Source organism: Ruegeria sp. ABV3_008 (assembly GCF_056161185.1).
The window spans coordinates 1-18,619 of sequence record NZ_JBSWYP010000023.1 but is presented as its reverse complement, the minus strand read 5'-3'; the positions used below and the strand labels follow the sequence as shown (position 1 = coordinate 18,619).

At 55.0% G+C, this 18,619-nt stretch carries 12 protein-coding genes; 7 read left to right on the top strand and 5 right to left on the bottom strand.

Features of this window, described 5'->3' with window-relative positions; all coding sequences use genetic code 11:
- Window position 1 precedes the first annotated feature (1 nt).
- A complete protein-coding gene (locus tag ACXAH8_RS22660) occupies window positions 2-997 on the top strand; it encodes a hypothetical protein (RefSeq protein WP_475220772.1) in 996 nt (331 codons plus the stop codon).
- Between the two features lie 29 nt (window positions 998-1,026).
- Here ACXAH8_RS22660 and ACXAH8_RS22655 read toward each other — a convergent pair whose 3' ends face one another.
- The 5 genes from ACXAH8_RS22655 to ACXAH8_RS22635 all read right to left on the bottom strand — a co-directional run bounded on the left by ACXAH8_RS22655 (window position 1,027) and on the right by ACXAH8_RS22635 (window position 8,920).
- A complete protein-coding gene (locus ACXAH8_RS22655) occupies window positions 1,027-2,487 on the bottom strand; it encodes a hypothetical protein (RefSeq protein WP_475220771.1) in 1,461 nt (486 codons plus the stop codon).
- Between the two features lie 5 nt (window positions 2,488-2,492).
- Window positions 2,493-3,536 (bottom strand): caspase family protein, encoded by a 1,044-nt coding sequence (locus tag ACXAH8_RS22650; protein WP_475220770.1) that lies wholly within the window; start codon window positions 3,534-3,536, stop codon window positions 2,493-2,495.
- Between the two features lie 12 nt (window positions 3,537-3,548).
- Window positions 3,549-5,798: a GDSL-type esterase/lipase family protein gene (locus ACXAH8_RS22645; protein ID WP_475220769.1), complete on the bottom strand. Its 2,250-nt coding sequence runs from the start codon at window positions 5,796-5,798 to the stop codon at window positions 3,549-3,551.
- A 10-nt stretch (window positions 5,799-5,808) separates the two neighbouring features.
- Window positions 5,809-7,614, bottom strand: a complete 1,806-nt coding sequence (locus ACXAH8_RS22640; protein WP_475220768.1) for a peroxidase family protein — start codon at window positions 7,612-7,614, stop codon at window positions 5,809-5,811.
- 286 nt (window positions 7,615-7,900) lie between these two features.
- Window positions 7,901-8,920, bottom strand: a complete 1,020-nt coding sequence (locus tag ACXAH8_RS22635; RefSeq protein ID WP_475220767.1) for a hypothetical protein — start codon at window positions 8,918-8,920, stop codon at window positions 7,901-7,903.
- Window positions 8,921-9,155: 235 nt separating this feature from the next.
- Between ACXAH8_RS22635 and ACXAH8_RS22630 the strand changes: the two genes are divergently transcribed.
- The 6 genes from ACXAH8_RS22630 to ACXAH8_RS22605 all read left to right on the top strand — a co-directional run bounded on the left by ACXAH8_RS22630 (window position 9,156) and on the right by ACXAH8_RS22605 (window position 18,287).
- A complete protein-coding gene (locus ACXAH8_RS22630) occupies window positions 9,156-9,872 on the top strand; it encodes a hypothetical protein (protein ID WP_475220766.1) in 717 nt (238 codons plus the stop codon).
- The gene (locus ACXAH8_RS22625) at window positions 9,854-10,756 is read left to right on the top strand and encodes a hypothetical protein (protein ID WP_475220765.1); all 903 of its coding nucleotides are present in this window, start codon (window positions 9,854-9,856) and stop codon (window positions 10,754-10,756) included. Before ACXAH8_RS22630 ends, ACXAH8_RS22625 begins: the two co-directional genes overlap by 19 nt.
- The gene (locus tag ACXAH8_RS22620; RefSeq protein ID WP_475220764.1) at window positions 10,756-12,177 is read left to right on the top strand and encodes a hypothetical protein; all 1,422 of its coding nucleotides are present in this window, start codon (window positions 10,756-10,758) and stop codon (window positions 12,175-12,177) included. The genes ACXAH8_RS22625 and ACXAH8_RS22620 overlap by 1 nt, the downstream gene beginning before the upstream one ends.
- A gap of 162 nt (window positions 12,178-12,339) precedes the next feature.
- The gene (locus ACXAH8_RS22615) at window positions 12,340-14,070 is read left to right on the top strand and encodes a thiamine pyrophosphate-binding protein (RefSeq protein WP_475220763.1); all 1,731 of its coding nucleotides are present in this window, start codon (window positions 12,340-12,342) and stop codon (window positions 14,068-14,070) included.
- A gap of 13 nt (window positions 14,071-14,083) precedes the next feature.
- Window positions 14,084-16,909 (top strand): peroxidase family protein, encoded by a 2,826-nt coding sequence (locus ACXAH8_RS22610; RefSeq protein ID WP_475220762.1) that lies wholly within the window; start codon window positions 14,084-14,086, stop codon window positions 16,907-16,909.
- Between the two features lies 1 nt (window position 16,910).
- A complete protein-coding gene (locus tag ACXAH8_RS22605; RefSeq protein ID WP_475220761.1) occupies window positions 16,911-18,287 on the top strand; it encodes a hypothetical protein in 1,377 nt (458 codons plus the stop codon).
- The last annotated feature ends 332 nt before the right edge of the window (window positions 18,288-18,619 follow it).

Here is an 18,619-nt window from a genome sequence, read left to right as displayed (position 1 = left end):
TATGACTACAAGCATCGAACTCAGCTCTGGCATTGTCATCGATACCGAGGGAGGACGGGCCTATGTCATGGCCCCCCAAGGCGGCGTGACCGCAATATCACTGCAGGACGGGGCCAAAATCTGGCATTCTGAAAACGCAGATAAGCCGTTGCTGTTGAAAGAGAACCTTCTTCTCAGCCAGGCGTTGCCAAAAGATACGGGCAACGGTGTCGCAATCCGCATGTTGCGGGTCGATGATAAAGGGGCCGTGCAAAGCGAAAGCACGGTTCCACTTCCTGCCGGCGTACAATCAAGTCTAGCCGCAACGACCGACCGCGGTTTCAGCGTTTCGGCAGAACCCATGGACGGCGAAGCCGTATTGCGCTGGGAATACCGTGAACGGCCCCTGCGCGGGCTTGCGAGCGGCCCTGACGAAATGCTGCCCAACGAAGTTCTGCCTGGAATGGGTCCTCCGACCGGAGCGCTGGGAGCATTTCCGGGCGCAACTGCTGCCGAGGCGCAGGATGAAGAGACTGTAATCCGGGGCCAGGTCCGGTTGTCGCCGCAGGACGGAACAGTGCGCCCGATGGTCGAACCGACCGTCGAACGTGCGCTTCCCACCGTACCTCAGTTTTCGATCCGTCGTCCTGGTGCGGCTGGACAGCCAGCGGAAGAAAGCTCTGAACCGAACCCTCTGCAGTTCCAGTCTGCTGACGGAATGACCTTGTTGGAAAGCGCACCTTTGGAAGGCGAAGGAATCTGGACCGTTTATCGCTGGAAACTGCATAACATTGGCAGCACTGAAGTTCTTGGATCGGTCGACCTACCGGTTAGTTTTTCACCCTTTGTCGTATCCGATGGCAAGCTGTTTGTTGAACTGCAGCCATACGCACGTTTGCAGGATGGCGAACTTTCGGAAGAACCGATGCAATTGCGTGCATACGATCTTGAGACCGGAGAAAGGCTGTGGTCGGCTGAAATCAGGGATATCTACGCAGTTCCGGCTCCGCCGCCCTAAATCGGTTTTCTAGAACAGTTGAATGCTCTTTACCTAAGGATCAGATCGACGACCGAGCGCGGAGCTTCAAATAGCGTAACGCATTCGCGCAGGAACGCTTCGCGCGCCGAGGCGTCGGCGCGGCCGCTCCTCAAACCGGCCGCTGCTTCGTCATAGCGCTCACGTTCTTCGGCGGCTTCAAGAATGGCGCGGGTCAATTCGATCTCGCGCTGCATGATCCGATCACCACCATATTGTGGGATGCGCCATGCGAAGAAGGGTTGCATCCGTGAACGCAGGGCTGTGCGGCGCCAAAGACTTGGCGGTATCAGGTTCGGATGTTCGACGGAGCTCGCCAGAAGCTTCAACCAACTGTGTGACAGCATTGGCGGAAATTTTATCGTGTTCATTCCTTTGCCCAGACCGCGCAAAGCGATAATGTCTGGGTGCTGATCGCCGAAAATACGTGCGATGTTTTCGACAACTTCGCGATACAGACTGTCGTTATAGTCAACCGGGCGAGGTATGCTGGCGGCCGAACTCTTTTCTTTGAGAAGTAACAACAGATGGGCCCCATACAGGCCGAGCATCGGGTTTTCAAACTTTCCGCCCACGTATCGCAGCAATTCGTTTGTCGCCGTCGACCTTTCATCCGCCAGCGCGAGCCGTGCCGCATCCGTCAGTCGGGCCATTTCGTCACCCATAAACATCCGGTCGCGAGAGAGGTGAATCGAAATATCCACAAGTCGTTTATTTACGTTCGTAGCGGTACCTTCGATATTTTCGATCGGCGGCTCATAAAGGGCGAATACATGGGTGCGCCAGCCGGGCAGGATGGTAATCATCTGCTCGATTTTGCTTTCGCCATCGGACAAAGACAGGGAATACATACCGGGTGCCGCGTTCAAAGATGCACCGGAATATCGGTCCGATGACAAATCACCCGAGAACCAAGTCGCTTCGGGTGCTATTCGGGGGCCTGCATGGGTGGGACCCGTTTGGTCGCCCTCTTCTGTGGACAGGTCCAGAGGCAGTAGGCCCCGGCCACCACCGGTACGTAGGCTTGCCCCTTCAGCCGGATTGTCCAGATTCATTGGCCCAAAATCGCTCCAAGGTGTCCACCAACGGGCCATGAAGACAAAAGATCCGCTGTGGACGGGCGCGCGCCGCCGACCCAAAGACAGGGCAATGGCAGGGGTTGCGTCAACAATGCCCTGTTCCGGCGGCGTAGCCTGTTCGGCTGCATACATATGAGTTTCGTGTGTCCGGTTCGTGCTGGCTAATGGGGCCGCAGATCCAAATTCGATCTTTGGTACGTTGAGAGTGGTGTCCTCACGCAGAACAATGACTCGTTGCCATTCACTCCTGCCGGAAACTGCGCGTACCTTGTAAATGCCTGCCTGCAGATCCTGATCCAGCCGTCGGGCCCCGCGTCCGCGCAGGGCGAAATCCGCTGCAATAACGAAGATTTCGGTGGTTTCATCTGCAGCGCGTACACTCAGTTTAGGCATTTCTCTTACTCTGCTCTCCGCAAATCAATCTCGGTTTCTGCGCCGGTAAATTCAAATGCGCGTTCCCACCCGGTGCCGTCGGAAAGCACGTATAAACCCGGTGAAAGATCCAGCGTGATGCTTTCGTCAATGGCATCTATCTGAGCCTCTTCCTTGAGTTTGGCATTTTCCAGGATCAGTGTTTTGCCGACCACCGGGCTGGGCAGCAAGATTTGGACGGATTTCAGAAAAGGAGGTGCGTTTTTGACCAGTATGACCGAGTCAAACGGACCAAAATCAGGCTCTGTCGAAACCAGAGGGTGCTGACGTTGATCGTCTGTCATCAGTTTTTGCATCGTTGCAATCAGATAGTCGCGCAGGCTTTCACTGGATATAACCCGGCTGCCCTGCCCGTCGTCCACCGCTGCAGCACCGTCCAGCGCCATCTTCAAAGCATAGGAAAAAGCACCGTGGTCCTTACCGTTTTCCATTGTGCGTTCAACAGCGCGTCCCGCAAAACGCGCCGCATAAATCCCTAATGCCTGGATATTGTGGCTGGCTCGGTCTACCTCGCGCCGCCAATGTATCGGCGCCGGCGAGGCTAGCCGCCCTTGATCCATACACGCGTCATAAAACAGGATGCATTCCTTGAACCGGGCGGCATCCATGAACCAGTGAAAATAGTCGGTGACAAACAAGTTGGTGAGGTTGTCCGGCGTCGCGTCGGCGAGGTAGAGCCCGCCTTCGGTCCGTCGTCTGCCATATCCATGACCGCTAACATAAATATACAGCCTTTCTTTCGCGGGCGGTTCCTTGGCGACCTTTATCAGGTCGTCAAGCTTATTGGTAAGGTCCGCCAGAGCGGGGCCAATTGGACCAGGAGCCGGGAAATCGTCTGATGTTACGTCAAAGATGTGAGCATCCGGTATCCCCTGAGATTTCAGCCACTGGATAAATGTTGTGGCATCATTGACGGGGCCTTTGAGATCCCGCGAACCCGAAGAAGCATTGCCTCCAAAACTGGGATAACGCTTGATCGCAATTACCAGAGCCATGGCATTTTGCGGCATCTTCCGTTGGCCTCAGATTGACGGATAGGCACGTCGGATCAGTTCGCGATCTGACGGGCTGAAGTCCGAATTGAACCCGGTTTCAAAGTCCCCAATCGTCCATTTGTTTGGTATTGGGTACATCATGATTGAATGCGGGTCGATTTCTGTCAGGGTCAGGATAGTTGGATCGTAGTGATCCAGAACGTTGCGCCGGATCGTGGCCTCGTCCCAGAAATTCGGTGCGCCGGACAGTTCCTGCAAAACAACCGCTTCGTTCCATTCAATACCGCCATCGGGGTTTTGATGCTCGTGGATCAGCCCAAGGGCATGACCGAATTCATGCAACACCACCTCGCGAATTTCTTCCTCGCTGGACTGATCTGTCAGCCAGCCGAAATTCATCGTGGGTTTTGTCTGATCAGGCTCTGAAAAGCACTCGGTCCCCACCAGAGACCAAGAGCCTGCGCCCTGAATGAACGAAATTCTGATATCCGCGTCACCGTCAGTGACGAATTCGAATGTCAGTGACGCCATATCACCAGCAACCCAAAGCTGGGCGTAATGTTCAACCCGGGCTTTCAGGTGATCCGTCCCTTCAAGGAACCGCACTTTGATCTTTGAATTAAAGGGCCATTTCGCGCTGTTCAGCAAGGCCGCTCTTGATCCTTCTAACGTTTCAACTTCGCTTGGATCCAAGTTTTTCATAAAGGCCGCGCAGAACCGGTCTGGGTTGGCTTTTACAGTCTGGATACCGTGCTGAGCGACGTTGAGGCTGGCTTGTGCCGTACTTCCGCCATTCAGTTTCTCGCCCCACAGCGTGCAAGTTTCTTCCCAACTGGGTGCCAAGAAGCGACGCACGATGATTGCCGCGACCGGGGCTGCGACAAAGGCTGTCAGGCCCAAAGGGCCGCTAGCAAGCAGGCCCGCAATCGCCGCGGCCAGCGCGCCTTGTCCGATGTTGAAGGCATCCCGCAGGGCTTTGCGGTCTTCCTTGTCGGCATCGTCGGTTCCACACAGCAGACTGTGTAACTCTCGGTGTGCCCGCCCGAGGATTCTGGCACCCAGTTGGCGAAGCGTTGGGTACCCGCCGGCTAGGCTGGATTCAGGTACATTTGCGACGTCGTGCTGCATAGCCATTGCCGCACCCGCAGGTACGGCCCGTTCCAGCGACGCACGGCGTCCGATCTCGGACAACAAGATAGTGTCATCGAAATGGTAGGCGAGCGAAAGAACTGTATCGCCGAGAGCGTTTTCCTCGGGTGCGGGACGTCGCAGTGTGCCCATCGCGCCAAGTGCCTGTGCGGGTTGCGCGTCAGAGGTTACCCGTTTGATGACTGTCTGGAATTTCTGAGCCACTTTGCCGAATGATTTGGAATCGGGATGAAGCTCATCTTCCCAACCAGTATCGGGTACGGTGCCGCGGCAATCCACAATGTGGAGCTTCCCGGCCAGACCCGGTTCTTTGGCGAGGCTGAACAAAGCTGCGGCCCAACGGTCGATCAGGATTCGCACAATTTCGCGTTGCAGGCCTTTGTCAGTGATGCCGCGTGAGTTAAGCGGGCGGCCAAGCCAACGACCGTTATCGGGGATGGCGTGATCATAGGTATGTGTCACGATCGGTGTACCGGGCGCGGCTGCGGCCACGTGGTTTGTGATGTTGCGCATATGCTGTTTCACGTCGGCCAGAATGCGGTCGAACATGTCCGTTATGTGACCCTCAGCATCCAGACCGGGAGTAAAGGGGCGAACAATGGCGGCTAGGTTGCCGCCGCCGACGAGATCATTGCCACCACCGCTAAGAAGCACGACATGCGGGCGCTCCGCCAACACCGCCGTGACCAACTCGTTTTGTGCAGAAATATCGTCCAACTTATCTCCTGCTGCGCCGAGGCTCAGAATGGCGTGTTTTCGAGATAGATGGTCGATGACGTCCTGCAACAGGAAAGGGTATTGAAACCAGCTGTCGCCCTCGGAAACGATTTTCAGCCCGTTCCAACCAGCTGCAATTTTTGCCTGGTAGGCTTGGCGTCTGCGTGCTCGGGAAACGTCATTCAACCCTCCTAGAGCCAATGCACCCTGCAAAGCGCTGTTCAGGCCGCTACCGCTGGGCGGGGGCTGAATCAACGCAGGGTTTACCCGCACGACCGGGGCGAATGGCCGACTGGCTGATGGATCGAGCACCATATAGGCCGCCAGATCTTCCTCTGAAACGGAAGGATCAAACAACTTTCGGCGCAGTTCGTCAGTTTGAATAGGGTCGGGCAGGGCGTTGTCGGCCATAGGGCTCTCCTTACATCCAGAGTGCGGCGCGGATCATCGCGGGGATATCATCCACGACGATGCCGTCCGGTTTGGCGCCGTCCTGTGGATGCCAACGCCCGTTGTCGGACCCGGATTGATGCCAGTAAGATGAAGGATCACATAGGGTCAGACCAACCAGCGTTTCGGCAACAATGCGGCTGCCCAGTTGTCCCAGATGGGCTCCGTCAGCCTGAACCTCGGCCTCGCGAAGGACATAGAACCAAAGCGGAGTTTCGTTTTCGAAACCTCCGTCCGAAACGGCCTGTCCTGTATCGCCCGAAGTCAGCTCTGCGGTGGTCAGCGCGGTGATGCCGCCATAGCTGTCAGTGTTGAATTCCGCGATACAGGCCTGAGCTGACGGTAGGTTCAGCCGATGGCCGCGGCGAAGATTGCGACGGGCAAGGTGTTTGAAGACACCGGATGGTTCGTTGCGCATATCGGCAAGTGGCGGAGCCAACTGGGTGTCGATCTTGCGCGCAAAGTGGTCGGGCTCGTTCGGGTTGTCGAGTGTAAACCGATCCCACTCGATGATCCAGTTCGTTGGTAGCGTGGGGTTATTGCCAAGCCCTCCGCCTCCGGTGAAGGCGAATAGCAGGTCGAAGCCCGCTTGCGGCAATATTGGCGATGGTCCGCGGCCAAAGAACCGGTTGTGGTCATACGCGCCCCTCACCATCGAGTGGCCAAAGCGGAAGGCTGCAACAGAAAACTCGAATGGCAATGGAAGGTTTTCCGCAGGCAGAGAGCCTCCACTGGCTGTTTTCACTCGCTCGAAGAAAGCCGCATAACTTGCTGCACCGTTTGCGATGACTTCAGCCACCATGGCGGGGTCGCATACCTTGTTCAGGTAGATGTTCATCACAAGCCACTGATAATGCCAGCGCGTCAGCTTCTTGGCTTCTTCAAATACGGCCTCTTCTCCGGTGGGGGCACCCGCCTGTTCCCTAAGCCAGACGACAACGCGGTTATGGAACCGCAGGAACGCGGCGTGGAGTTGGGCAACCAGAAGGTTCTCATCGTTGCGTGCGTCTCCGATAACTGCTGCGCGCCGGTTGATCACGCCATTCGAGGCAAACGCGTTTTCGATTGGAGTTCCCAGAATATCGCTTTCCTGCAAAGTTCCTTGATCCAATAAGGTGCCGAGCCGAAGCAGGTCGCAGGCGTCATCCGCAGGCAGCGGGGGACGACCACCAACGTCAGTGGGTACGTCGAGACGCATCATGGCTGGAAATCCGGGCGACCGCATGGCGTCTTTCAGCTTGACTGCGGCAGGTCCATTGTCTGGTCCGTCACCATAAAGGCTGTCCAGTCCCAGCGATCCTTTTCGAAGGTTCAGCGGGGACGCCGTCACGGTACTTCTGGGCAATGGGTCCAGGGTTCCTCCGGCGGGTGGTTCGATTACTGACTGATCCCCCGAGGGATCCATGTTAGCCGTTATATCATGATCGATAAACTGGCCGAGGTAGGTGAATACAGGGGGAATATGGCTGTCTGCATGAGGTGGATCATTGTCGGCTTCGACCATCGCATCCGCCAACGCGTCCAGCTTTCCAATCGTCGTATCGTCAGTCGAAATTTCGGGCGCGTCGGGGAAGAAGTAACCAAAAGGTCCGCCCGGCGTTGAACCATCCTGCGGCATGGCCATAGCCCCGGCAGGAGCCGCGACCGGCGAGTTTGCCGTAGCCTGGGCATAGGATACGGCATCGGTGCGCACCGACGGCGCCAGACCTGCCATAGCCCCGGGGGCGGCTTGTGTGGATAGGATAATCTTTTGACCGTGACCGAGCGTGAAAAGCATTTCAGGATACCTCGCTAAGCGGCGAAGCCATCCGATTGCTTAAGAGATTTCATCTCAAAATAAAAATTGGTGTTTGTGACGAAACTAGGTAAACCGAACGACTTCCTTATATGAAATCAGACCGAACTAGGTTCTCTCGGCCCGAGTAAATACTAGCAGAAAATCGGTACAACTGAAAGTTGACTGTGGAAGATAGGCAGTTTCCTGCCTCAAAACAGTTAGCTGCGGTTTGGTAGACCGTTCACAAGTTTTGGTGCCAAGTCAAATGGTTGCGAGCATGGCGCAATCAAACTGCCAACGGTGTTATGCCCCCGGCAAATGAAGCCAGAATCGGAGCGACAAGTGCAAATCCGGCACGCAGGATCTCGCCCGTACCTTCCTTGAGCCCATGAGTGGCTTTCCAACCGGCGATATCGAAGGTTTCTTCGGTTCGCGAGCGCCCGCGGGCCCGCGAGGCAAGTCTTTTGACGCGGCTGTTCAGAACCAAAGCGACCGGAAGATAGAAGCTGAGCAGCAGCAGGCAAAAGTAGGTTCCGGTAAACAATGCAGACGCTTTGACCAGCGACCCGTAAGCGGCTTTTCCGCCGTCCTCTATCAGGGGCATGGGCCAGTACATCCAGCTTGAAGCAAAAAACATGCCGAAAGTCAGAATGAGGCTGGACAGGTACAATTGCTGCCGCATCTGATGCATGTTGGCGGCCAGTTCTTCGGCTCTTTCTTCGATATCATGGCTGTCACTGGAGGCCAGGCATAGGATCATACCGGCAATCAGTGCCCCAACGGACAGACCAGCAAGTGCATTGACGATGTCCAAAACCCGGTTAAACATTGAAAATACAGGGCTTTCACCACAAGTGCCCAATAGCCAGGTGTCATTCGCGTTCATGCAACCGGGTAGCGAACCTTTGGCCAAGGTCGTTTCAAAAACCGTTTTGCCGACCTGATAGTAAATCCGGGGCGCGGTGGATGTTATGAACTGCTGGATTGTTGGCGTCAGTGCCAACAAAAAGACAGCCAAAGTCGTCACGATGGCGGCTACCCTGGTTTGCTGTTCCATCGGTCGCACCAAACTGCGGGCCAGCACGGCAACGGCGAGAACGGCAAGCGCCGCAAAGAACCAAGATGCTGCAAGAAATCTGAGCCGGCCTACCGCTTCAAGCCATGTGTTCTCATCACTCAGGATCTTAAGCGGGATATCCAGTTCCGATGCGATCATGTGATCTTGGATCAGCTTGTGAACACCGAATATCAGAACTGGAAGCAAAACAATCGAAAAATATCGCAGTTTCACCCGGCGGTTAGACATGTTCAACCTCATGAATTGCCGAAAACCCCTCTGAAATCCTTAACACAATTTCTGAAGTCAATCACCGCTTGAGGGTCGACCATGTCGAAAATCGCCGTTTTGAAGGACCGGACGACCCGCTTACGAACAGCGCCCAGATGCTTGGCATGAGTTGATATCAGGAGGAATTCTTCTGAATTTTGATTTGTTGTGATAAGATTGGCCAAGTCCCAGGATCGCTAGTTCTGACAAAACCATGGGTGTTGACGGAGCAAATAACCAGGAAAACGCTTCTGAAAGATCAGAGGCTCTACTCCTTTACGCCCGCAGCGGGGAGAACGCAGAGCGACCAACGCCGCCCGAACCCAGAAGCAGAGGGACCAGGGTCTGGTTCGCAGAGCTTTTATCTTCACTCATCAAAACCTCGGTCGCATTTTTTCTTGTATACCTGTTGGTTCAGAGCGTTGAGCTGGATCTTAAGCGAGCGCAATTTACTGCAGACTCGGCGGACAAGCTCAAGACCTACATTCTAGACCTCAACAGTGATGAGTTCGCGAATAGCGCTGAAAAATCCAAGGCGACCGCGCTCGCGCTAGGGGGCTTCGGCAGCGTTGCAGCATTTCCGCTGGTCCAATTCATCGACCATGGAAATGAGTTTCAGGTAAGCTGGGGAAAGCTGGGATTGGAACAGGCGGGTCTGACAACGAACGACGAAACCTGCGAGGTCATCATCCGCGTGATTGATGATCCGACCCAAACTTTCAAGTGGGGGACGCGTAAGGTTGTTTCTGAAATCGCTGGCAGCGTAGGTTGCCTCGACGCTGTGGAACCGCTGGAACGCCTCGGCGCGGATTTGACATATGCAGGGGTGCCTGCTGATGCGCAGCCGGAATTTCAAAAGGCAATTCAGGCGGCATTGGAGCAAATCGAAAGAGCAAACCAAAGGGCGCAGAAATGGTGGATGTTCTGGTGAATTGCAAACCTTCTAAACAGAGCTTCTCGCAGATGTGCAGGGGAGTTGTGGTGGGCTTGATCGTAATCTTTCTTTTGGGTGAGGACGTGCACGCGGGGCTTCAGGGTTGCCCGGATGACACGGCAAGAAACGACAAATTGCTTATAGGTTCGATGGATATGGTCAGCCCGATCAGCGAACGCAGACGGCGAGCCTTGCTTGCTGCATTCGAAATGCACTTTGACAAGGCCGACGCCTCGCTTGGGTCTCTTGCAAAGGTGATCTACTGCCCGCAGCGTCGGTTGCGGGATCGAAATACCTATGATGCCGACGTCACAGGAGTTCTGAACGACGAACGGGTATTGCTAGAAGTCGGTGCCAGAGTCAGCGGGGGTGACATCATCGTGGCGTATGTGGTCATTCCCCTGCGCCACTACGGTTTCCATAACGTCGAGCCGCCCCGTATGCAGGGTTACCACGAGGCCCTCTACGAGCAGGCCCAGATCGATGCAGGGCTGGATAAACTGTTTCGGGGCAATGCCGAGTTGCGTCTGTTCTCTGCTTTGGCGCTGGGATTGCGGCACGAAAGGGCGGCTGACTCTGCGGTTCAAACCCAAGAGCAAAAGACAATGTTGTTACGTTCTCGTGCGTTTTATTGTGATGCGATCGGAACGCTTGACGCAGCAAAACCAAGGCCTGACTACCTTGGACTGGAGCCGGACGAATGGCAGGCGCTGGGCAATTTCGCTCGCGAAGGGGCGGATCGTGTTTATCGAGAGACGCTGAACAGTTTTGGGGACCAGAGTACACTTCCAATTCTTCGAGAAATTCGCGGAAGTGACGCTGACGACAAGGGGCTCTGTGTTGATCCGCTTCCAACTCAAACCGATGGAGGAGGTCAATAATGGAACACGCAATCAGGTCATTCATGACGCGTGCAGGGTTGGCCGTTTCCGTTACTCTGTTTTCTCTGGGGGGCGTTGTGTCGGATTCGCGACCCGTCCAGGCCGGTGGATTTACCGCGTGCGAATATCCGTTTCTTTTTGAGGGCTCTGCAGCAAACATCGTTCCTTTGGAGTATCTGGCGACCTCGGCCGATGTGTCGTCAGGTGACAGGGGCCGACTGGCGAAACTGCAGAAGACGGCACGACGGTTCAGCTGGCTTTTCAAACTGGATAGCTGGCATCAGCCGACCTATGGCAGTCTTGGAGTGGTCGCACATATGTTCCTGGATGGTGTTTGCGATCCTGACGTTGTTCTGGGCCTGTTATTGTCAGGCGGGGCGTCGCAGCCATTGCGTGAGGGGCAAATTCTGGTTTTCTTGCAGGGTCGCATGTTTTTGGAAGAGGACCAGATTTTCGTTCAGTCCAGACTCCGGGGGTTTCGCCGTCTCACGGATCAATACGAAGCCGTGCAACCTGTTTCTAATAACTTCGCCGAAGAATTTCTGCATGCTTACCTTGGCCAGTCCGGCGAGCCGATGTCGATTTCGATACCTGCGCTCGACGTGACTTTTGCACCGCGCGTGGTTTCCGAAGAGTTGTTCCAACGCATCGACACTACGTTTATCGAGGCCAGCAAAGTCTACAGTAGTCCTGATCTTGAGGCCTCCAGCGACGAGCTGCTCTTTGAGCCGAACGAGCGAAGAGCGTTCAGTGTTGAAATTGGGGCCGAACCTGGTTGGATCAAGGTGGATGACATGTTCGGCGGCCATCCCAACCAGGGATACATTCGCATCAACCCCGAAGCCTCGCATCTGTTCCATAGTAGCTTGCCCGAACTTGATTTTCTGAATGGTGCGCTCGGGTTTCTAAGGCTGCGGCAAAACCGGTTGTCCGATGAGTTTCCGCCTGTGTCCGACGGGACAGTGCAAATGGCACAGGCCGCGCTAAAGCGTTATCTGGACAGTGAGTTGACCCTCAATGAACCGGAACTCAGGGCATTGGCCCATGCGTTGATAGGGTTCATTCAGGCTTCGGAAGAAAAAGACTGGATGGCTGCGCGCGTATCCTTTCTTGAGGCGGCGACGTTGTCCCCGACCGATACCCACTACCGCAACGCACTGGGCGTGACGGATGCCATGCTCTGCTGTTCACACGATGTCTCACCTCCTTACCGAGATCCCGCAAGATGGTTCGCAGATGCCCTGTCCGTAAACCCGGAAAACGGAGAGTCGCTGAGCAATTTGCTTCGCTTCCTGGAGTACCTGAACGAAACAAATCAAAAGCCGGATGGGATTGATACGACCAATTTGCCAACAGCCCTGGACGTGGTTCGAAAGGTCGCTGACCAGAATCCGGACCTGATGTCAAAAGGACAGCGCTAGGACGCGAAGGGGACCTAAATTCACCCCGGCTTTTCGATTGCGCTGCCAGAATTAGTATCTTGCCTGCCACCTATGCACGAGTTTACGGGCGCTCTGTTTCTTAAAAAGACAATTTCTGCTATGATCGCAGCATATTGTTGAAAGTTTATTGGGTGGTATTGAATGCGTGTCTACGAAGCGGTTGTCGCCGCGCTTGAAACCATTGGGGTAGACGCCGCTTATGGCGGTGCCGGCGAAAATGCAGCCGGTTTGATGCTTGCGCTCGACGCATCGGAAAAGATCAGACCCATTATAGCCAAAAATGAACAGGGAGCGTCGTTCATGGCCTGCGGTCACGCGATGTTTACCGGAAATCTAGGCGTGTGTTTTGCCACTGCCGGTCCGGGTGCGTTCAACCTTATTTCAGGAATGTGCGTGGCTTTGACCGACAGCTATCCTTTGTTGGCGATCAGCGGGTATTCGACGGTGGCATGGCAGGGAAGGGGGGGATTGAACGAAACCTCTGGCCTTGCCCGCACTCCGGATTCGCGGATGATGTTTCGTGCTGCCACAAAAAAAGACCCGCAGTCCGGCGAACCGGCAGATTTTCTTGTAACCGACCCCGATGACTTGATCGATACGTTGCAAAAAGCCATCGAAATCGCATTTGAAGGTCGCCCTGGCCCAGTACATGTTGCCGTCGCAGAGGACATATCCGACCCCAAGATCGAAGTGTCCAACTTCAGGCCTCTGCGCATGCCGCAGACTGGTGTGACGCCTGATCCGGCTTCGCTGGATCGTGCTGCAAGCGTGTTGGAAAAGGCGATCAAAGCTGAGAAAAAAGTCGTGATGCTTGCCGGATTTGGGGCGATCCTGGCCGGAGCCAATGATGTCACCAAGGCGTTCATCGAGCGGTTTCAGATACCGTTGCTGACCACAATGGATGGAAAAGGGATCGTAGCCGAGGAAAACCCATTGGCTATAGGGCTCTATTGTGATTCAGGGCACAAGGCAGCGTGGGATCTTTTCGACGACGCGGATGTGGTGCTGGCGGTCGGCAACTCATTTGCGCAACATGCGACATTCGATTTTTTCGACAGATTGTTCGAAAACAAGACCCTGCTTCACGTCAACATTGACGCAGGTGAGTTTGACAAGTTCTACAAAGCTGATCACGTCGTTTTGGGGGATGCGAAACAGACCTTGCAAGGTCTGTATGATCGTTTAGACGCCTCGGTAGGACCCGTGCCGGAACGGGATTACCGGCCCAAGGATTACGATGAACGCTTCATCATTTCCCCGCAAAAGCAACTGCATCCGGGGGAAATGGTTCAAAAGATTTCGCAAATGCTGCCGCCGGGCGGTGTTGTGTTGGCAGACGCTGGCGCACATGCGGCCTGGGCCGGCTACTATCTTGAGTTGAAAGAAGGCCAGAATTTTAGAAAACCCGGAACCTATGGTCCGATGGGGATCGGGGTGTGCGGAGCGATCGGTGTAAAGTATGCCGAGATGAATCGTTCGGTCGTAGCTGCTGTTGGTGATGGTTCTTACCTGATGACCGGGTTCGAATTGATGACGGCCGTGCAATACAACATTCCAGTGGTTTGGGTCATTTTCAACGACTGCGAATTCAAGCTGATCAAGCTGTATCAGCTGTCTGCTTTCTTCAAAACAGGGCTTGTCGAATTCGACAATCCAGACTACGCCGCCTACGCCCGAGCCTGTGGCGCAGATGGATACGTGGTCAACAAGCTCGACGAGTTCGAGAAGGCGTTTGCGGCGGCTCTGGCAAGCGGCAAACCGACCCTCATTGACGCGCGGATTACACGTCTGGCGTTGCCGAATTATTCACCCCATCCCGAAGGTGTGCTTGCCGCGATCTGGCAAGGCATTCGTTCAAGGTTCGGGTTGTAGACAGGAGGCCACCATGGACGGTAGCTCGGATTCCCTGCGAAAATGGCGCGAAGTGTATGTCGGAGGCTCGCCCGAGGCAGAGTTGAAAGAGACAAAACAGCTTGCCGAACTGATGATGGCATCACAGCAGAAGTCTGCAAAGGCTGGCAAAGCGCCCAAGGTCGAGCGCGCCTTTCATAAAAAGGCAATCGCCGCATTTGAAGGCGCTGAATTGAGGTTTGTCGACGACCTGCCAGAGGACCTTGAGGTGGGGTTCGCGATACCCGGCAAACGGTATCCAGCGTTGGTGCGGATTTCCAACGCATCGTCGCAAACCCAATCCGATGAAGAAGAAGACCTGCGTGGATTGGCAGTACGCGTTCGCGATGCTGACGGCGTTGACCATGACTTACTGGCCACGAATTTTCCTGTTCCCCACGCGCGCAATGCCCGCCAGTTCGTGGTCTTCGCACATGCGGTGTCCGGTGGGAGGTTGTCAAAGCTAGTGGGGTTGGTGCGCCTGTGCTTTGTTCTGGGCTTCTCTGAAACACGCCGGATGCTTGACAATGTGCGGACCGCACTCAGGGAATGTGACAGCGTAGCGTTGGAAAGCTACTGGAGCCGCGGGGCTATTGCCTGGGGAAACGAAGCAGCGCGGTACGTTTTCAAACCGGCACCGGATGCGCCGGCGGTGAAGGGTACCCACTCTGGCGCGTCGCGTCTGTCTTCAGAATACGCCACACGTCAGGCAAATGGTGATGTGGTGTTTGACCTGTTCGTTCAGCGGTTTGTTTCAGAGGATCAAACACCTATCGAAGACGCGGCGCATGAATGGGACGAACAGGTCAGCGCGCCTATAAAGGTGGCGGAATTGGTAATGCCTAAGCGCGATCTGTCGTCACCGCAGGCCCTAGCCGAGGCGCTGAAAATCGAGCAACTAGGGTTCAATCCGTGGAATACAGCGGAAGAGTTCCGTCCTTTGGGAAACTTGAACCGCGCGCGCAAAGCGGCTTATGACGCATCCGCCTCGCACCGGCAGGGCAAACGGTTCAAGGCCGCACCGCCTCCGATTCAGAATAGAATCTTCGGAACGGCCGCGCGATCCGTACTGCGCGCCGTTAACCGCAGGATTCCGTGGCACAAAATTCCGTTTCTTTTGGTTCAGCTGCTCAACCTCGACGCGCTCAGGTATGATCTGAGGCAAAAGAATCTCATTGACACCGATCCGGAAGAAACCGTGCCAAGCGCGCGCGCGGTGCCGCCTGAACCTGCCCCCGAACATCGCGTTTACCGTACTCATGACGGCACATATAACGATCTGTCGGATCCGACGATGGGTGCGGCGGGCGCAACCTTTGGCAGAAACATGCCACCGCAGGCCCAGCCAGACGGCAGCCCCAACCCAATTGAGGTAGCCCGGAAGTTGATGGACAGACAGGCCTTTATCCCTGCCAAAATCCTGAACATCCTGGCGGCCTCGTGGATTCAGTTTCAAGTCCATGACTGGGTATCGCACGAGCGGCGCAAACTGGGCGAAGATGATGACGTCGTTCCTGTCCCAGATGGCTACCCCGATTGGAAGAACCGCCCGGACGGAGAGCCGGAACGTAATATGCGCATCGCCGGAAACATCCCGAAAGAGGGGGCAGATGATCCGATCCTGTTTGCAAACGAGAACTCTCATTGGTGGGATGGCTCGCAAGTTTATGGCGTCAATTCCGAGGCCGCGAAAAAACTTCGTAACGGACCCAAGCTAAAGCTGACCAAAGACGGCTACCTGCCTTTGAATGTGAAGGGATTTGAGCTGACCGGCTTTAACGAAAGTTGGTGGCTGGGGCTGTCGACCCTGCACACGTTGTTTGCCCGAGAGCACAATGTTCTTTGTGACGAGTTGCAGCGCGAATACCCCAACATGGACGAAGAACGGGTGTATCAGACCGCCCGCCTCATCGTGTCGGCGCTGATCGCGAAGATCCACACGGTCGAATGGACGCCAGCCATACTCGGCACCGAAGCGCTGGATATTGGAATGAACACCAACTGGTACGGCCCGCCTAAGTCGTGGTTGACGCGCCTGGGCATCTGGTTGACTGACGTTCACGCGCTTAAAGGTATCCCGGAAACTGAGCCTGATCACCACACCGGGCGCTACGCCCTGACGGAAGAATTTGCGACGGTTTACCGAATGCATCCATTAATCCCGGACGATTACATTTTCTATGATTTTCAATCAGGCAAGGAAAAAGCGCGCCGTGGCTTTCTGGAGATCCAGGGCGAAGAGACTGACCAGCAATTGCGTGAGCTTGGCCTGCGCGATTGTCTTTATTCTCAGGGTATTGCCCATCCCGGTGCGATCACATTGCACAACTTTCCGAAATCCCTACAAAACCTCGAACGTTTTGATGAGCTGATCGATTTATCGGTGGTAGACATCGTCCGCACGCGCGCCCGTCACGTACCGCGATACAACGCGTTCCGCGAAGGGCTGCACATGCCTCGTGTTACCAACTGGGATGACCTGACGGCCAACCCCGAGACTAATCAAATACTAAAGGACCTCTATGGCGATATCGACAAGGTCGATACGGTGATTGGCCTGTTGGGAGAAACCCCGCCTGACGGATTCGGATTCTCGGACACGGCGTTTCGTGTCTTTATCCTAATGGCGTCGCGCAGGTTGCAGTCGGACCGCTTTTTGACCACAGACTTTCGACCGGAAATCTATACGCCGCTTGGGATGGAGTGGGTGGCGAAAAACGGTATGAAATCCGTTTTGCTGCGGCATTTCCCCGAGTTTGCAACAGTTCTGCCAAAGAATGCGACGGCCTTTGCGCCCTGGAATGTGGTTGAGGGGGAATGAAATGCCGAAGGACAAAGTTCAAAATGGGCTGAACGCCTTTCTGAATGCCCCGCTGGCGCAGACATTGTGGAACCGCAGAACCAAGCGTGTCAGCCGCGGTTCGAATGTAGTCGCCGGTTCGCTCAGTTGGGAATCTCAGAATGAGCGCTCGCCACTTTCACCGCTGCAAGAGGCGATCCTGATTGCCGCAACCGGCGTTACGGGCCTGACCATGCCTGACCGGCCGTTTTTCGACGACGAAAGCGGCGATCCGATCATGTCGAAGCCGAACCTTGTGATGGAGGGGCGCACCGCTGGTAGCCCGGACAATGCACAAGGTACGCATTTCTTTATGATTAATGACAGTGGTACCTACTTTCTGCGCAGGCTTGAACCTCTTGAAGGTGGGACCGAAAGCTGGACGCCCGAGGTATTGATCGAGCGTGCAGAACAGGTAAAAGTGCAAATTCTGGACCGACGTGTCGACGTGCCCGAAGGGATGCGTGATTTTCCGGCTTACCTCGATTCGAACCGCTTTTTGTCAAACACTTCGGGTTCGACCATTTTCTTCCCGGTGGTGGATCTATCTCACCAATACATTAATGCGTTGATGTACATTCTAACGCAGCCTGACAAGGCGCGGCCGGTCATCGTGGATGACCGAAATTTTTATCGGCCCGCTGGTGTCAAGAAGTGGATCGACAGGGGTTTTCTGAACCCGGATATCAAGATTCCGCTGGGGATCTTGGGCCAAATGCGCACACAGATCGAGGCTGATCTACTGGTGCAAAACTTGTTTCTTGTGACCGAGGCTCTGGGTCTGGGCGGCTGGATTCACGCCGCGATATCTCCACCGGTTCTGATGGGCGATCCGAAGTTCAGCGACAGATTCGGTAAGATGTTGGGGTTTGACTATGTCACACCCAAATGGCGGCTGATGGATCTGCTCCGCTGGCATACTTTGCCGGTTGCGGCGATGAAGCATGTCCGTGCCCATGCGGTGGGATTGCGCCATCATGGAGAGCACCTGATCAAGGGTAAATGTCCGCCTTATTATTCGTCAATGTCCGATGCCGTTGATGCAGTTGTAGCAGGCAAGTTCGGTCCCGACGGAATTTACAAGAACGACGCGCTGTTCAGCCAAATCTACAAGGACGATTTTGGCGCCAAGTATCTGGAAGAAGCGGGCGAATACGAGCAGGACATAATCGAATGCGCCCGCGATATCTGCACCTACATTTACGAAACACACGGGCGCTTTCCGGCCCATTGTGAAGCAGTTCACGCACCGGGTGTTTGGCTTCAGACACATAGGGTCGAGAACGAATACTACGAAGCTTATTTCCAGAACGGCCTCACATCCGCCCAACGCGCTCACGATCTGAATTGGCCGAGCTGAATTGGGAAACCAGTCTTGAATTTGACTTTACGGTGGTGATTACCGCGGAGCCGTTGCAAACACACACTAACAAATCGAGGCCTGCTGTCACCGTGCCCTTGAATATTGGGGATGTGTCGCAAACTATGAGGCCAATTGACGAACACGCAGATTCCGGTTTTTGTTCTCAGAGATTTAGTCCTCCAATAGGTTTCAGCATGATCTCATTGAAAGGCTGCCATGGTCTTGTCAGAGGAATTTAGGTTTAGGCGTGCAGGGGGCTTGCGTAGCTTTTTCCGATGACCAGACTTGCCTCTTTCAAGTACTTTAAAACCAGTCCCGAAATCATTCGT

What these genes read in the sequence shown, in the direction of transcription:
- ACXAH8_RS22625 (WP_475220765.1), top strand. Translation starts at nt 9,854, where the DNA reads ATGGTGGATGTTCTGGTGAATTGCAAACCTTCTAAACAGAGCTTCTCG.
- ACXAH8_RS22655 (WP_475220771.1), bottom strand. Translation starts at nt 2,487, where the DNA reads ATGCCTAAACTGAGTGTACGCGCTGCAGATGAAACCACCGAAATCTTC.
- ACXAH8_RS22610 (WP_475220762.1), top strand. Translation starts at nt 14,084, where the DNA reads ATGGACGGTAGCTCGGATTCCCTGCGAAAATGGCGCGAAGTGTATGTC.
- ACXAH8_RS22660 (WP_475220772.1), top strand. Translation starts at nt 2, where the DNA reads ATGACTACAAGCATCGAACTCAGCTCTGGCATTGTCATCGATACCGAG.
- ACXAH8_RS22650 (WP_475220770.1), bottom strand. Translation starts at nt 3,536, where the DNA reads ATGCCGCAAAATGCCATGGCTCTGGTAATTGCGATCAAGCGTTATCCC.
- ACXAH8_RS22620 (WP_475220764.1), top strand. Translation starts at nt 10,756, where the DNA reads ATGGAACACGCAATCAGGTCATTCATGACGCGTGCAGGGTTGGCCGTT.
- ACXAH8_RS22605 (WP_475220761.1), top strand. Translation starts at nt 16,911, where the DNA reads ATGCCGAAGGACAAAGTTCAAAATGGGCTGAACGCCTTTCTGAATGCC.
- ACXAH8_RS22615 (WP_475220763.1), top strand. Translation starts at nt 12,340, where the DNA reads ATGCGTGTCTACGAAGCGGTTGTCGCCGCGCTTGAAACCATTGGGGTA.
- ACXAH8_RS22630 (WP_475220766.1), top strand. Translation starts at nt 9,156, where the DNA reads ATGGGTGTTGACGGAGCAAATAACCAGGAAAACGCTTCTGAAAGATCA.
- ACXAH8_RS22645 (WP_475220769.1), bottom strand. Translation starts at nt 5,798, where the DNA reads ATGGCCGACAACGCCCTGCCCGACCCTATTCAAACTGACGAACTGCGC.
- ACXAH8_RS22640 (WP_475220768.1), bottom strand. Translation starts at nt 7,614, where the DNA reads ATGCTTTTCACGCTCGGTCACGGTCAAAAGATTATCCTATCCACACAA.
- ACXAH8_RS22635 (WP_475220767.1), bottom strand. Translation starts at nt 8,920, where the DNA reads ATGTCTAACCGCCGGGTGAAACTGCGATATTTTTCGATTGTTTTGCTT.